The sequence below is a fragment of the Saccharothrix coeruleofusca genome (assembly GCF_014648515.1).
GTDB classification, from domain to species: Bacteria; Actinomycetota; Actinomycetes; order Mycobacteriales; family Pseudonocardiaceae; genus Actinosynnema; species Actinosynnema coeruleofuscum.
This window is the reverse complement of sequence record NZ_BMRG01000001.1, coordinates 26,835-41,317: the sequence shown is the minus strand read 5'-3', so window position 1 is coordinate 41,317 and position 14,483 is coordinate 26,835. Positions and strand designations below refer to the sequence as shown.

Below are 14,483 nucleotides of genomic sequence, written 5' to 3'. Positions count from 1 at the left end.
CCGACAGCGCCCGACCCGAGCCGACAAGGACGAATTCGATGCGATACCAGCCCAACCCGCACTTCATGCGGCTGTTCGAGATGTTCACCTCCGCCCCGGACAGCATCGGCCAGAACCTGCAGCGGCGACTGGGCGAGGCCCACGCGGACGCCCCGTTGCTGCTGGCGACGGGCACCGACCTGGTGCTGTTCCCCGGCGGCGGACGCCCGCCCACGTCGGTCGACTTCAGGAAGGGCACCAAGGGGTTCTTCGAGATCACCGCGGTCTCGCACCTCGGCCTCGCGATCCCCTACCTGGCCCGGCTGCGCGAGCTCGGCGACTTCGGCTGCAAGACCGCCGCCAGGGAGCTCATCGAGCAGTGCCGCGTCGTGCAGGACTTCAACAGCGTCTCCTACTGGCGTGACGAGGTCGCGGTCACCGCGTGGCGGGGGCGCGAGGAGAAAATCACCGACCTGGTCGACTACACCTGCGCGACCACCGCGGACTACCTGGGACGCGCGATCGAGAACCCGAAGCTGCTGAACTTCGAGCACATGCGCGCGAACCTGCTCGAAGGCGACGGGCCGGACGCGGTGCCCGTGCCGTTCAACGACATGATGGCCGCCACCTTCGCCCTCTCGGCGCTGGACTCGGTGCACCGGAGCCTGAAGTGGCTCCACGAGCAGTCCATCGACTGGGCCCGGTTGATGGTGATCGTCACCGGTGGCGCCGGACGCCCGAGCGCGGGCCTGACCTGGCAGAGCAACAACCTGTGCCCGCTGCTCTACGAGGCGTCGGGCCACCAGCTCGACCCGGCCCGGCTGATCATCGCCCCGACCGCCCCGGCCATCGGGCCCGAGCAGCTCGCCGACCGCGAGGTCTGCGCTCGGGCCGAGGCGCAGTACCGCACGTTCTGGTACGGCTGCCTGTCGTCGGTGGAGATGAGCCGTCTCATGTGGCCGGACTACCCGGCTTTCCAGAAGCGGATCGACCAGGCGCCCGTGGTCGATGCCGACACCGAGGTGGTCGAAGCCATGCCGCGCGTCCGGTCGGTCCACGACAAGCGGGCCATCGTGACCAGGCTCCGCTACGTCATGGAGGACCCCGGCGCGCAGATCGCGACCGCGGGCGTGCAGTTCGTGCTCGACCAGCTCAGCGCCAACGGGAACCGGCCCGAACTCGTCGAGCTCCCCGGCTTCACCCACACCACCTACCCGGCCGGGGCGCGGAGGTGACGAGCGTTGCGGCTCAGTGCCCGCCGAAGGTGACGGCGGACGTGCTGCCCCCGTCCGCCGTCCTCCTCAAACCATGGTCCTACCTCAGGAGTCAGAAGTGACACATCCGGACACGGCGGAGTTGGCGCTCGCCAAGGACGCGCAGGACATGCTCTTCCGCGATGCCCGCACCGTCACGGATTTCCAGGACGTGCCGGTAACGGACGCCCAGGTGCGCGCCATCTACGACCTCGTCAAACACGGCCCGACCGCGATGAACCAGCAGCCGTTGCGCGCTGTCCTGGTCCGGTCGGAAACGGCCCGCGGGCGTCTGCTCGCGCACATCTTCGAGGACAACAACAAGGCCGAGACCCAGGCGGCGCCGTTGTCGGTCGTCCTGGCCGCCGACCTGGACTTCCACCTCAGGTTCGCGGAGACGTTCCCGGTGCTGCCCGATGCCGAGCAGCTGTACGCCGAGGCCGAGCCGGAGACCCGCATCGCTTCGGCGCTCATGAACGCCCACATCCAGCTCGCCTACTTCATCATCGGCGTCCGCGCGGCCGGACTCGCCGCGGCGCCCATCACCAGGTTCGACCACCAGGCCCTGGACGCGGACTTCTTCCCCGACGGCAAGTTCCGAGCGGTGGCCGTGGTCAACGTGGGCGTGCCGGTCCAGGGCATGCCCGGCTACCCGCGTCTGCCTCGCCTTCAGTACGAAGACGTCTTCGTCACCGCCTGATCCGAGAAGAGGGGAAACACCATGCAGAAGCGTGCGCTGGTCGTCGGTTTGGGGATCGCGGGCATGTCCGCGGCGATCGGGCTGCGCCGAGCGGGATGGACGCCCGTGATCATCGAGCGGGCTGCCGAGCGCCGGACCGGGGGCTACTTCATCTTCCTGTTCCCGGAGGGCAGGCAGGCAGCCGCCGACCTGGGCATCGCCGACCACCTCCACACCCGCAACCCGGCGTGGAAGGAGGGCGGGAACACCTGGGCGCTGAATCGCCGCAACAAGCCGAAACCGGAACTGGGTTTCCTCGACCAGCCTGGCCCGGCGGCGGTGTTGCGCGGCGACATCGAGGCCGCGCTGTGGCGCAGCATCACCGACGATCCCGTCGAGGACCCGGTCGAGGTGCGGTTCGCCACCACCCCGGTCGAGATCACCCAGGACGCCGACGGAGCGCGGGTCCTGCTCCAGAACGCCGATTCCGGCACGCAGTACCGCGAGACGTTCGACCTCGTGGTCGGAGCGGACGGGCTGCGCTCGACCGTGCGCCGGATGGTGTTCGGCCCGCACGAGGATTACATGACGGATTGGAACGCGATGGTCTGCGCCTTCCAGCTGAAGGAGCACGTGCCCTCGTTCGCTCCGACCGACACCGTCGTCGTCCCGCGCGCCAAGCGCGCGGCGTGGGTGTTCGGGTTCGCCGATCACGCGCCCACGACGCTGCTGACGTACCGGACCGATGACGTCCAGAAGCAGTTCAGCGGGTCGCGGATCGAGCAGCTGCGGTCGGTCTACGCGGGAATGGACGACCCGGTGGTGCGCCACATCCTGGACTCCCTGGAGGACGCCCCCGACGTCCTGTTCGACTCGGTCCACCAGGTGAAGATGCCGCGGTGGAGCTCGGGCCGGGTGGTCCTGCTCGGTGACGCGGCGTGGTGCCTGACCACCTACTCGGGCATGGGCGCCTCGGCCTCGCTGTGCGGCGGCGCTGCTCTCGGCAAGGCCATGCGGGAGCACCCCGACAACCTCGACGAGGCCCTGACCGCGTGGGAGACCGGGCTTCGCCCGTTCATCACCGAGCAACAGCGCACCGCGAAGATCAAGCAGCAGAGGTTCGTGCCTTCGAGCAGGCGGGCAGCGGCGTTGCGCAGGCTCATCCTCGGTGTCGCCCGCAGGGTCATTCACCGCCGGCTCGCCGCCGGGACGTCCGAACATCCGGCTCCGGTCCTGTCCGGCACGGCTCGGTGACGCGTCCACACCCCAGCTTGATCGCGGTAGTCGGATTCATCCGCGTGGTGGCCGGGCCGGTTCGGCCGTGGGCGTCGACGATGCCCCGCCTGCGAGGAAACCCCGCTGACGAGGACTGAGGTGAGGGGACGGGTCTTTCGGCGGCGGAATGGAAGTGCGACCAACACATCCGCCGAGCGGAAAGACCCGTCCGTGCTGCGCGGTAACGCCCCGCTGTCCGTAGAAGGCCGCCACCCAGCACGGCCCCGGCGGTCGACCTTCGGGCCTCTCATCGCGACTGACTGCCTGCTCAGCGCAGGCGCGCCGCCTGTTCGCCGTCGCGCGCACCCGAATCGGCATACGTCCGCCTACAGACCAACGAGGTGACAACGTGACCACCCAGTCGATCGCTTTGCGTTCCCGTGCCGCAGAACCTGGCGACCAGCCCGACACCAACGGCGCACGCCTGGTGTCGCCGCACACCACGGCCATTCTCGGGATCGCCCTCGCCGCCGCGACGTTGGTCGTCCTCGAACTGGTCGGCGCGGGCAGGATGGATCTCTTCGCCCAGACGGTCAGCGACTACATCGCACTTCCGGCGGGGGCGCCATTGATCGGGATCGCCGCCGCGGGCTTGGTCACAGCCGGGCTCGCCGCGACGTCGACCGCGACCGCGGTGGTCCGTCGAGTGCTCCTGGGGTGGTGCGCGGCCGTGGCCCTGCTCGCTGCGTTCCCCACGAACCTGCCGAACGAGCCGGTTCACCTTTCGGGCCAGATACATCGCTGCGCGGGTGCGCTGGTGTTCATCCTGCTGCCGGTCGCGGGCATACTCGCCGCCCGTTCGGCAGGCGCACGGCGGTGGGACCTGACCATCGCGACGGTCATCGCCGCCATCGGTTCGGCCGCGTTCCTGCTTCCCCACGTGCCGCACATCCTGGCAGGCACCGCCTTGCCCGACTGGCTGGGGCTGGCCGAGCGGGGCGCACTCGTCGCACTGGCGGCCCTGCTGTTGCGGCTGACCGCACCCACTGGCGTTCCGACGACACGGCCACTGGCGGCAGCCGGCGCAGGAGTCGAGTCGCGGAGCGCGTCGTGAACCGCCGTCCGCCGGACACCGGGCGTGGTGATGGCCGAAGCGAAGGAGCGGTCACCGAGTCGGAGGCAAACCGCCGAACCTCGCAGCCCGCCTGATCACGGATCTGCCGGTGGCTGGTCGGCAGGCCCTGCGAGATCGCCCATCGGAACGCCACTCGTTGCGGCCCTCTGCCGCTGACCCGAAAGAACCGCCATGATCACCAAGTCCACCGCTCGCGGATTCGGCTTCGCCCTGTCGACCTTCCGGCGCTTCCTGCCCCTGCCCGCGACCCGGTGACGTCGACAGCCGCGCGAGGGACACCGCGCCGGTGCACAGCGGTACTTCAACCTACGCGATGAACAAGGGGACACCATGCTTCACTACGCCGTTTCCGCCTTCTCCACAGCGCCCCGGGAAGCGATCTGGGCGCTACTGGTCGATGCCGAGTCGTGGCCCCGGTGGTCGTCCCTGGGTGAGCTGGACCGGGAGCGCTCGGCGAACCTCGACCCGGCCGGCCGTGATCAGGTCGGAGCGGTTCGCGCGTTCCGCAAGGGCAAGAACGTCAGCCGGGAGCAGATCACGGAACTGCGGGAGCCTGCCTTGTTCGCCTACGAAGCGGAGTTCCTGCCGGTCATCCGTGACTACCGGGCGCGAGTCGAGCTGACGCCGACCAACGGTGGGACTCTCATCCACTGGCGAGGCCAGTACACCGCGCCGTGGTGGGCGCGCTGGTTCACGCAGCGCTTCCTGCAGCGCCTCGTACAGAAGCTGGCCGATGACCTCGTCGCGCACGCAGGCCAGCAGAACAGCCGTATGTGACGACAGACGAGCGTGGCGGCGAGGACGGCAGCATGACGACGGTCGGCGGAACGAGAGGGGCGCGCACCTGACGGTGTCCTTCGCGGCCGGCTACTACGGCCCATGTTCAACGGCGGTGCCCCCCGGCCGCCGAGGTGGCGGAGCGGGCGGGGCACTCGGTGAACGTGCTGCTGAAGGTGTACGCGAAGTGCATCGACGGGCGATGAAATGTCATCAACAAGAAAATCGAAGCGCTGTTGGAGCATCTACAACTACACCGTTGCAACCCCTTGCCTGCAGTTCTGTCGGGAGCTGGCCCGTGAGCGGCGGCGCGTGAGGTGACCACGCTCAGGGACGCGCACGAGGTGCTGGGGAAGTTGATGCCCGCGCCTGCTGCTCCGCGGTCGCTCTGGCGGGTCTTCTGCCTGCGTAGCGCGGAGGTGTACCGGCAGGTCGCCGAGATCGACCGCTGGCACCACCACGAGGCCCTGTACTGGGCCACGCGCGAGCGCGAGAAGGGAGAGGCGATCGGCCCCAATGAACCCTAGTCAGTCTCCCGGTGTCACTCGACTTCCGGACCGCGTCTTCGCCGGGGTGAATCTTTCGAACACCGTCGGACAGCAGGCCGATTCCAGTACGTTACGGCACGTCAGAGCGACGGGGGGAGTGCCCGGCGTGTTCAGGAGAACGAGAGCCGAGAGCGGAAGGCGTGGGATGAGTCCGGCAACGAAAGCGCTGGCGGGTGGGAGTGTCACGGTCGCCGTCGGTTTGCTGCTCTGGTTGTTCACAGGTGATGTCCACACCCCGGTGATCACCTTGACCAAGGTGGGGGTCGTGCTCATGTTCATGGGCGGTCTGGAGCTGCTGTACGGCGTCTACCTGGGTGTTGTGAAGAAGAAGTAGCGGCAGGGGACCGGGGTGGGGGCAGGCGGCGGCCGGTGGAAAAGATCAAGCCCCGAGCGCGTAGACGCAGCTCAGGGCCTGATTCACCCGGCGAAAGGTGAGTGCCCCCGGCAGGATTCGAACCTGCGACACACGGTTTAGGAAACCGATGCTCTATCCCCTGAGCTACGAGGGCGCGGGCAACAGCGTACCGGGTGCCCGCGCCCTCCTCGTCGGTGGGGCCTCACCCGACCGGCCCTCATCCGCGACCCCCTCCCCACGGCATCCGTGCACCGCGCGTGAGGATGGGCTGGGAGCGCTCTCCGCTGTTGGGGGGAAGTGGTCCACGCCATCTTCTCCCCGGCGACCGGGTGAGGTAGGGAGAAGGCAACCACCTCTAGCGGGAGCGGCACCTCATGAGCGGCAGACCCTGGCCCGACTTCCGGCCCGGACCACTCGGGGCGTTCGGCGCCTGGTGGCGGCGCAGGCAGGCGCGCAACGCCGAGCAGTTCACGTTCGTGCCGCCGCCGACCTCGCACGAGCACCCGTTCGAGACGCCGCTGCCGAGCGCGGTCTACGGGCTGGACTTCCAGGCGAAGTTCACCGTGCACTGGCGGGTGGATCTGACCACCGGGGCCCGGCACAACGCCCCGCGCAGCGCGGCGGTCAACGACGTGGTGCAGCGCGCGAAGGCGATCACGGAGCGCGCGATGCTGGTGCACTGCGCGCCGTTGCGGCACCAGCTCGCGGATGAGCTGGCGACGGAGCGGCAGGTGGAGGGGACGCACGTGTTCGCCCGCGCCGAGGGGGTGGACCTGCACGTGCTGGACGCGGACATGGAGATGGCGCGCAAGCACATCGAGCTGCTGCGGGCCACGACGGTGCGGCAGGCCGAGCGGGAGGCGGAGCGGGCCGAGATCCGGTACTTGCGCGACGAGGTGCTGACCGACCTGTCCACGGCGACGATCTGGTGGCTGCACCGCAACGGGTACCAGGTCGAGCAGGCGGTCGCGCTGTCGCAGCAGCTGGCCGAGCTGGTCCGGATCGCTTCCCAGCGGGAGGGCAGGCACTGGGCCGACACGCTGGTGACCAGCTTCGAGAGCGCGCTGCCCCGGTTGTCCGACGGGCACCGCACGGATCTGCGCCAGCACTTGGCGCAGGCGCTGGGGATCTACGGCGGGTCGGGGGTGGCGGCGGAGTTCGCCGAGCAGGTGGGGTTGGCGCGCCAGTTGCCGCCCGCCGAAGAGCACGTCCCGGAACACGCCAAGGAGCACGTCCAGGGGCACGTCCAGGGGCACGTCCAGGGGCACGTCAACGGGGCATCCCGGCCGAACGGGGTCGCGCCTCGGCACTGATTCCCTACTGTGGTGGGGTGATCGAGAACCTGACCGAGGTGCGGGGTGCCGCCGTGGCGGGCGCGCTGCGCGTGCTGGCGCGGTTGACGCCGTTCGTCGAGCCCGAGCTGATCGGTTTGCGCGAGGTGGTGCGGCCCGGTGACGTGTGCGTCGACATCGGTGCCGCGCTCGGCCTCTACACCGTGACCCTGTCCCGCCTGGTGGGGCCGAGCGGGACGGTGCACAGCGTCGAGCCGCTGGTCTTCGCGCACCCGGCGCTGTCCTACCTGCTGCGCCCGCGCGAGGGCCGCAACGTGGTGCGGCACTCCGTAGCGCTGGGCTCCTCCGAGGGGCAGGAGGTGATGAGCGTGCCGGTGCGGCACGGGACGCCGGTGACGGGCCGCTCCTTCCTCACCGCGGGCGCGGACGGGCTGGGGTCCAACGCCGAGTTCTCCGAGCACGTGGAGGTCCTGGTGCGCACGGACACGCTGGACCGGTTCTGCGCGGCCAACGGGGTCGAGCGGCTGGACTTCGTCAAGGCCGACGTGGAGGGCGCGGAGCTGCGCGTGCTGCAGGGCGGCGAGGACACCATCGAGAGGTTCCGGCCGAAGCTGCTGCTGGAGGTCGAGGAGCGGCACGTCCGGCGGTTCGGCTACCGGGCGGACGACGTGGCGTCGTGGTTGGGCGAGCGCGGCTACCGGATGTCGGTGTGGCACCGGGGGGCTTGGACGCGGGTCGACCGGATCACCGACCGGGTGCGGAACTACCTGTTCACGCCCCTGCCCACCTGAGCGGACCGCCTGAGAAGGCGGAAGACCCCGGTCCCTGGGGGTGGACCGGGGTCTTCCTGCGGACCGGTCTACGTGTCGTAGACCTCAAGCTCGTACAGCGAGTATCCGTAGCCCGTGGCTCGTTGGGTACCCGTCATTCGTACGAATCGTGCCTCGGCCGAGGCGAACGGGACAACATCTTTACCGCCATTACCTGCATTCGTGATGAAAACTTCATGCCACTGTGCTCCATCGCGGGAAATTTCAAGGCGGTAGCCCTTCGCGTAGGCGGCTTCCCACGACAGCACGACCCGGCCGACCCGGCGCACCGCGCCCAGGTCGACCTGGAGCCACTGCCGGTCGCTCCAGTCGCTGGCCCACCGGGTGCCCGGATCGCCGTCGACGGCGTTGGCGGGCGGGGAGTGGTGCGCGCCGCGCTCATAGCTGCTGGCGGTGGCCGTGCCGCCCGCGGCGAGGTTGGCCACGGTGGTGCCGCGCCGTGCGGGGAACTGCACGACCTGCTGGTAGGTGGGCCGGTTCTGCCAGCTGATCTTGTCGTGGGTGATGCCGCCCATGGGGCGGTGGATGATCGTGTCGGCGCACCACTGGTCGCCCGCCGCGCAGCTGTCGTCGCCGGGGTAGACCCCCGTGGCGGGCACGGCGGCGGCTTGGGCGAGGCTGTCGAGCAGCACCTGCCTGCACCGCGCCAGGTCCCCGCCGCCGCAGTACTTCGCGCCCAGCGGGCCCCGCACCGGTTCGCCCAGCACCGCGCGCAGGTCCTTGTCCACGTAGCTCCACCAGCCGTACTGGAACGAGGAGCCCTTGTGCGGCTGGGCGCCGTGCGCGTCGGACGGCGGCTCGTCGACCTGGACGGCCCTGGTCAGCTCGGTGTAGAGGGCGTCGCCGAGGCCGGGTTGGAACTGGGCGCGCACCAGGATCGGCCACCAGGCGTCGAGCACGCGGATGGCGTCGGCGTGCGCGTAGGTCCTGCTGCCCCTGGTGGTCTCCTCGCGCAGCCCGCCCGCCGCCAGCCAGGCGCGCAGCTTCGCCACGGTCGCGGCCAGCGCGGGGTCGGCCACGGCCGCGGTGTCGATGACCCGCAGCAGGTCGGGCAGCACCCGCTCGGCCCGCAGGTCCGCCACGCCCGCTTCGGCCATCGCCCTGGTCAGCGACGCGCGGGTCACCTTCGTGCCGCTGGAGACCATGGCGCGCACCCGGTCGTCGAGCAGGTCGCCGCGGTGCACCGAGCCGTTGCCGTAGCCCGAGGACGTGTAGTCCAGGGCCTGCTTGTTGTTCCAGCTGATGTAGTAGTCCTGGTTCACCGAGTTGGGGTGCTGGGCGAACGGTGTGTAGGTGGCGGTGTTGTCGTTCGGGTTCCACCCCTCCCATTCGTAGGACGGCTCCGCCTTGACGGGCAGGTTCGGGTCCACGAAGGACTTGCGCACGGGGTTGGCGCCGGAGTTGAAGTACGCGATGTCGCGCGAGTCGGCGTAGAACCAGTTGAACGCGTACCCGACGTGCTCGGCGGCGCGCTGGAAGTCCTGCGCCGAGCGGATCGCGTCGGGGTCGTTGAACTCCTGGAAGCCGATGATGGAGTCGACCTCGTGCAGGTAGGTGGAGCGCAGCGAGGTGTAGGCGACGTGCTTGCCGTCCACGCGGGCGCGGCTGTGCACCAGACCGTACTTGGTGCGGTGCATCACCAGCGTGTAGGAGCCGGCGGGGGTCGGGTCGGCGACTGTCGGCTTCCAGGAGTTCTTGCGTTCCAACCGCTCCATCGGCAGGCACTGCCCGTGGTAGCGGTAGTGCAGCGACGCGGCGGAGGCCGGCTTGCCGTCGGGCTCGCACAGTTCGACGGCGTAGGTGTCGGTGATGTCCTGGCCGGCCGAGGTGGCGCTCCACGAGTAGTCCACGCCGCGGCCGAGCTGGACGTACATGCTCACGCCCGCGAACGACACGCCGCGCGCCCGCAGGCCGGGGCCGTTGAGCTCTTGGAGCATCAGCAGCTGCGGCGCGAAGTAGCCGGTCTGCGGCCCCCACACGGCGACCGGGTTGCCGGTGTCGGTGTGCGCGCCGGACACCGCGAGCGCGTTGGACATGCCGTGCGTCTTGGTGAGCAGGTCGCGCGGCAGCACGCCGTCGGCGAAAAGCCCTTCCACCGCCTTGAGATCGGCGGGCACGTCCACGGTGGACCGCGCTGAGATGGTCTCGTCGTGGACGACCGGTTCGGGGGTCACCACGCCGCCGTCGGGCAGCGCGACGCCCTGCGGGTCCGCGGGGGTGGTGGCGTACGGGAAGCGCTGTCCGTCGTGCAGGGTCAGCACCGCTTCGGGGTCGTTCTGCTGCCGGAACGAGCGCCACACCCGGTCGCCTGCCTCGGCGCCGTAGCGGTTCTGCGCGGCCAGCTTCACCAGCGCGTTCTGCACCTCGCCGCCGCCGCCCGCGCCGAACAGCCCGCCGACGACGGCCGCGATGGCGACCAGGTCGGTGGTCTTGAAGGGCTGGATGTCGTTCCAGTTGGTGATCGCGTCGGCGTGTCCGGTCAGGACGTACTCGCCGGGGAAGTCGCGGTTGGCGACGGCCCGCTGGATGTAGGCGTTGATGCCCGCCACGTAGTCGGTCACGTCCCGCAGCGCCTGCGCGCCGCGCTCGCCTTGCGCGGCCACGCGGTCGATCTGGGCCTGCAGGTCGGCCTCGGTGTAGGGGATCTGGGTGTAGAAGCTCTGCTCCAGCGCGCGGTTGCCCTCCGCGCCGCCCGCGAACCCGGACAGCTGGCCCCGGCCGAGGTGGCGGAACAGGTCCATCAGCCACAGCCGGTCCTGCGCCGCGGCGTAGCCCGCGCCGAATTCGGTGCCCGATCGAGTGGTTCCGTAGATGTGGGGCATGCCCAGGGCCTTGTCCCGGACGATAGTGACGTCAGCGCGCGGTGAGATGGTGCTCTCGACCTGGTCGGCGGGCACGCCGAAGGATGCGTCGTTGAAGAAGGTGCCCAGTTGCTCGTTGGTCAAGCCCCGGTAGCCCGACGCGAGGGCGTCGTACTCGTCGAGCTGGTCGGCCGCGTGCGCGGGGCGCGTGCCGAACACCTGGTGCGCCAGGATCTGGGCGAGCGTGGCGTTGCCGTTCTGGCCCGGCGGCACGATGTCGTGGCACTGGCCGAGGCAGAAGTCGTCGGCGGCGAACGCCGCGGCCGTCGGCTCCGCCCGCGCCGGGACGGACGCGACGGCGGCCACCGTCACCAGGACGGCGGCCGCGGCGATCGATCGGGCGGCTCTCCGCATGGCGCGAAGCTCCTTCCAGCCGGGTTTGGTGTGGCGCACGTTACTTTTCCGCTCGCTATCACGAAAGTGCTTCGCGTTTAGCCGAACCCGATCGGCCGTACGGGTGTTGCCGCTTGACCATATTCGCCGACAGTGGGAAAAGAATTGACATGCTGCGACGTCGACGACTGCTCACCGGGCTCGGTGCCGGGGGCCTGCTGGCCTGCCTCGGCGCGCGCCCGGCGGGGGCCACCCCCCTGCTGCCCATCCGGGGCTGCGCCGACTGGGGCGCGCGGCCCCCGTCCGGCCCGCTGACCGTCGCCGCCCGGCGGCCGGTGCGCATCCTCGTCCACCACACCGCCTCGGACAACGTCACCGACTACTCGCTGGCGCACGCCTGCGCGCACGCCAGGTGGATCCAGGACCTGCACATGGACCGCAACAAGTGGATCGACTCGGGGCAGCACTTCACCAACAGCCGAGGCGGGTTCCTGATGGAGGGCAGGCACGGCAGCCTCGACGCGCTGCGGGCGGGCGACCGGGTGGTGCAGGGCGCGCACTGCCCCGGCCAGAACCTCGACGCCATCGGCATCGAGAACGAGGGCACGTACATGGTGGTCGAGCCGACCCGCCTGCAGTGGGACTCGCTCGTGTCGTTCTGCGCCTACACGTGCCAGCAGTACGACATCGCGCCCACCGAGATCCAGGGCCACCGCGATTACTACGACACCCTGTGCCCCGGCGACCTGCTCTACGCCCTGCTCCCGCAGCTGCGCCAGGAGGTCGCGCACGCGCTGGGGTGACCAGGCGTGTCCTGGCAACTGTGAACGCGCTGGTCGGCCTGCCCCAAGGGGCCGTGACCCTGGCCAACGCCTTCCGGGGCGTGGTGAGATAACGGCGAATTAACGCCCGCTTGCGCGATGGTGCGCGATGCTGGGGCGGTACGAGCACGAAACGCCAACTCGGGGAGGCGTCGTGATCAAGGTGATGCTGGCCGACGACGAGGACCTCGTCCGGTCGGGCCTGCGCATGATCCTCAGCAGCGCCGGGGACGTCGAGGTCGTGGCCGAGTGCGACGACGGGCACCTGGTGGTCGACCTGGCGCGCAAGCACCGCCCGCACGTCGTGCTGCTGGACATCCGGATGCGCTCCTCCGACGGGCTGGTGGCGCTGCGCAGGCTGCGCGACCTGCCCGACCCGCCCAAGGTCGCCATGCTGACCACGTTCGACGTGGACGAGTACGTCAGCGAGGCGCTGCGCCTGGGCGCGAGCGGGTTCCTGCTCAAGGACACCGAGCCCGAGCAGCTGGTCAGGGCGGTGCGCGACCTGGCTCGCGGCGGCGCCGTGCTGGACCCCGGCGTGGCCGCCCGCGTGCTGGCGGCGGTCGCCGACGGCGAGCGCGCGGCCGAACCCGCCCGGCGGCTGCTGACCTCGCTGTCCGAGCGCGAGCGGGAGGTGCTGGTGCTGATCGGGCAGGGCCTGTCCAACGCCGAGATCGGCGCGACCCTGCACCTGTCCGAGGCCACCGTGAAGGGCTACGTGTCCTCCGTGCTGGGCAAGATCGGCGCGGTGAACCGCGTCCAGGCCGCGCTGGTGGCCTTCCGCGGCGGCCTCATCGCCTAGCCCGCGCAATGCCCGTTCGGGCGGCCGGGTAGTAGTCACCGGCCCGTGTGAGCGCCCCCGGTGGTACTTGCGGGCGCTATACGGGGAGGTCGATCGAGGGTTCCACTTCGACGCGGTTGCGGCCCCTGCGCTTGGCCCGGTACAGCGCCATGTCCGCCGCGGCGAACAGCTGGTCCAGGGCGGCGGGACCCGCCGCCACACCGATAGACACGGTGGGCCGCCGGGCGGTGCCCAGCACCACGTTCCACTCGTGGGCGTCCACCGCCGCGCGGATGCGCTCGGCCACCACCGGGCCCACGTCGGGGGCGTTGCCCTCGCCCAGCAGCACCACGAACTCGTCGCCCGCCCACCGGGCCACCAGGTCCTCGGCCCGGCACTCGCGGCGCAGCAGCCGGGCGATCTCGCGCAGCGCGGCGTCGCCCGCCGCGTGCCCGGCGTCGTCGTTGACGTCCTTGAACCAGTCCACGTCGACCAGCACCAGCCACGGCACCCGGCCGCGCGCCGCCGAGCCCTCCAGCAGCCGGGCCGCCGCGCGCTCCAGGCCCAGCCGGTTGGCCAGCCCGGTCAGCGGGTCGCGGGCGGCGGCCTCCTGCGCCGCCACCGCCAGCCGCTGCGCCTGCACCGCCACCCGGCGCTGCTCCAGCGCCTGGGCCAGGCCCTCCTGGAGGGTCTCCGACGCCGTCTTGCCCGCCGCGACGCTGCACCGCAGCGCGGCGGCCTCGCCCACCGAGTCGCCCATCCGGGCGCAGATGTCGGCCAGGTCCTGGGAGAACCGCAGCAGCAGCGACGGGTCGTTGATCGCCTCGGACGCGGCGACCGCCCGGCTGGCCAGGGTGCGCGCCTCGACCAGCTTGCCCTGGTCCCGCCGGACCACCGCGAGCACCCAGTTGCCCACCGCCAGCGCCCACTTGTCGTCGGCCCGCGCGGCCAGCCGCAGCGTCTCGCGGGCGTGCTCCTCGGCCAGGTCCAGCTCGCCGACCCCGGCCAGCGAGCGGCTGTACGCGCCGAGCAGCGCGCGGTGCATCTGCGCGTCCTTGGTCAGCGACAGCCCTTCCTTGAGGCAGTCCCTGGCCTCCTCGAAGATCGCGGGCGCGACGTCGGGCGGGGAGGAGATGGCGCGGAAGTTCAGCGTGCCGCCCAGCCCCTGCAGGCAGTGGCCCAGCACCTCGGCCGCGCCCGCGCGGCGCGCGGCCCGCACCGAGGAGCGCAGCATGTCCACCGCGGCCCGCCGGTTGCCGATGCCCTCCAGCAGGTAGGCCAGCGAGTGCATGGCCTGCGCGGCGGCCGGGGAGTCGGGCTGCTCGCCGTCCAGGTCGGTCCAGCCCTCGGCGGCCAGCTCCAGCGCCAGCGGGATGCGGCCCAGCCGCCAGGCGAGCTTGGCGCGGTTCACCAGCACCGCCGACCGCGTCCAGCGGTCCAGCCCGGTCGGCAGCCTGGTCATGACCTGGTCGAACAGGGTGTTGGCCTCCGGGAGGCGGCCAGCGTTCAGCAACGCCTTGACCTCGCGGTCCTGTTCCGGCACCTGTCCCGGTACCAGCGGCTCCTGCTGCTCCACTCGTGCTCGACACTCCATTCCGACTCGATGGGGGCGCGCGGACCCCAC

13 protein-coding genes and 1 tRNA gene are annotated in these 14,483 nt (G+C 70.8%); 11 read left to right on the top strand and 3 right to left on the bottom strand.

Annotated features, from left to right (window positions below):
* The first annotated feature begins 38 nt into the window (after positions 1–38).
* The 7 genes from IEZ00_RS00225 to IEZ00_RS37960 all read left to right on the top strand — a co-directional run bounded on the left by IEZ00_RS00225 (position 39) and on the right by IEZ00_RS37960 (position 5,920).
* Positions 39–1,214 (top strand): DUF5624 domain-containing protein, encoded by a 1,176-nt coding sequence (locus IEZ00_RS00225; protein ID WP_189220976.1) that lies wholly within the window; start codon positions 39–41, stop codon positions 1,212–1,214.
* Positions 1,215–1,311: 97 nt separating this feature from the next.
* Positions 1,312–1,932 carry a malonic semialdehyde reductase gene (locus IEZ00_RS00220; RefSeq protein ID WP_373293058.1) on the top strand — a complete coding sequence of 207 codons (621 nt, stop codon included), beginning with the start codon at positions 1,312–1,314 and terminating at the stop codon, positions 1,930–1,932.
* 21 nt (positions 1,933–1,953) lie between these two features.
* Entirely contained in the window at positions 1,954–3,165 is a 1,212-nt protein-coding gene (locus tag IEZ00_RS00215) for an FAD-dependent monooxygenase (protein ID WP_189220975.1), read from the top strand.
* 370 nt (positions 3,166–3,535) lie between these two features.
* Positions 3,536–4,240, top strand: a complete 705-nt coding sequence (locus IEZ00_RS00210) for a DUF998 domain-containing protein (protein WP_189220974.1) — start codon at positions 3,536–3,538, stop codon at positions 4,238–4,240.
* Between the two features lie 351 nt (positions 4,241–4,591).
* On the top strand, positions 4,592–5,038 hold the full coding sequence (locus tag IEZ00_RS00205; RefSeq protein WP_189220973.1) for an SRPBCC family protein: 447 nt from the start codon (positions 4,592–4,594) through the stop codon (positions 5,036–5,038).
* Between the two features lie 317 nt (positions 5,039–5,355).
* Entirely contained in the window at positions 5,356–5,565 is a 210-nt protein-coding gene (locus tag IEZ00_RS00200) for an AMED_5909 family protein (protein ID WP_189220972.1), read from the top strand.
* Positions 5,555–5,920 (top strand): DUF5708 family protein, encoded by a 366-nt coding sequence (locus IEZ00_RS37960; protein WP_306344633.1) that lies wholly within the window; start codon positions 5,555–5,557, stop codon positions 5,918–5,920. Before IEZ00_RS00200 ends, IEZ00_RS37960 begins: the two co-directional genes overlap by 11 nt.
* A gap of 102 nt (positions 5,921–6,022) precedes the next feature.
* Here IEZ00_RS37960 and IEZ00_RS00190 read toward each other — a convergent pair.
* Positions 6,023–6,095, bottom strand: a tRNA-Arg gene (locus IEZ00_RS00190).
* 220 nt (positions 6,096–6,315) lie between these two features.
* Here IEZ00_RS00190 and IEZ00_RS00185 point away from each other — a divergent pair.
* On the top strand, positions 6,316–7,254 hold the full coding sequence (locus tag IEZ00_RS00185; RefSeq protein ID WP_229794838.1) for a hypothetical protein: 939 nt from the start codon (positions 6,316–6,318) through the stop codon (positions 7,252–7,254).
* 17 nt (positions 7,255–7,271) lie between these two features.
* Positions 7,272–8,024: an FkbM family methyltransferase gene (locus IEZ00_RS00180; protein ID WP_189220970.1), complete on the top strand. Its 753-nt coding sequence runs from the start codon at positions 7,272–7,274 to the stop codon at positions 8,022–8,024.
* Positions 8,025–8,092: 68 nt separating this feature from the next.
* On the opposite strand, the gene IEZ00_RS00175 is transcribed toward IEZ00_RS00180, so the two are convergent.
* On the bottom strand, positions 8,093–11,278 hold the full coding sequence (locus tag IEZ00_RS00175; RefSeq protein WP_189220969.1) for a penicillin acylase family protein: 3,186 nt from the start codon (positions 11,276–11,278) through the stop codon (positions 8,093–8,095).
* Positions 11,279–11,427: 149 nt separating this feature from the next.
* Here IEZ00_RS00175 and IEZ00_RS00170 point away from each other — a divergent pair, with 149 nt between their 5' ends.
* Both IEZ00_RS00170 and IEZ00_RS00165 read left to right on the top strand, forming a co-directional pair.
* Positions 11,428–12,060, top strand: coding sequence for a peptidoglycan recognition protein family protein (locus tag IEZ00_RS00170; RefSeq protein ID WP_189220968.1), 633 nt, complete (start codon positions 11,428–11,430; stop codon positions 12,058–12,060).
* A gap of 172 nt (positions 12,061–12,232) precedes the next feature.
* A complete protein-coding gene (locus IEZ00_RS00165) occupies positions 12,233–12,880 on the top strand; it encodes a response regulator (protein WP_189220967.1) in 648 nt (215 codons plus the stop codon).
* Between the two features lie 76 nt (positions 12,881–12,956).
* Here IEZ00_RS00165 and IEZ00_RS00160 read toward each other — a convergent pair whose 3' ends face one another.
* Positions 12,957–14,435 (bottom strand): diguanylate cyclase, encoded by a 1,479-nt coding sequence (locus tag IEZ00_RS00160; protein WP_229794835.1) that lies wholly within the window; start codon positions 14,433–14,435, stop codon positions 12,957–12,959.
* Positions 14,436–14,483: the final 48 nt, after the last annotated feature.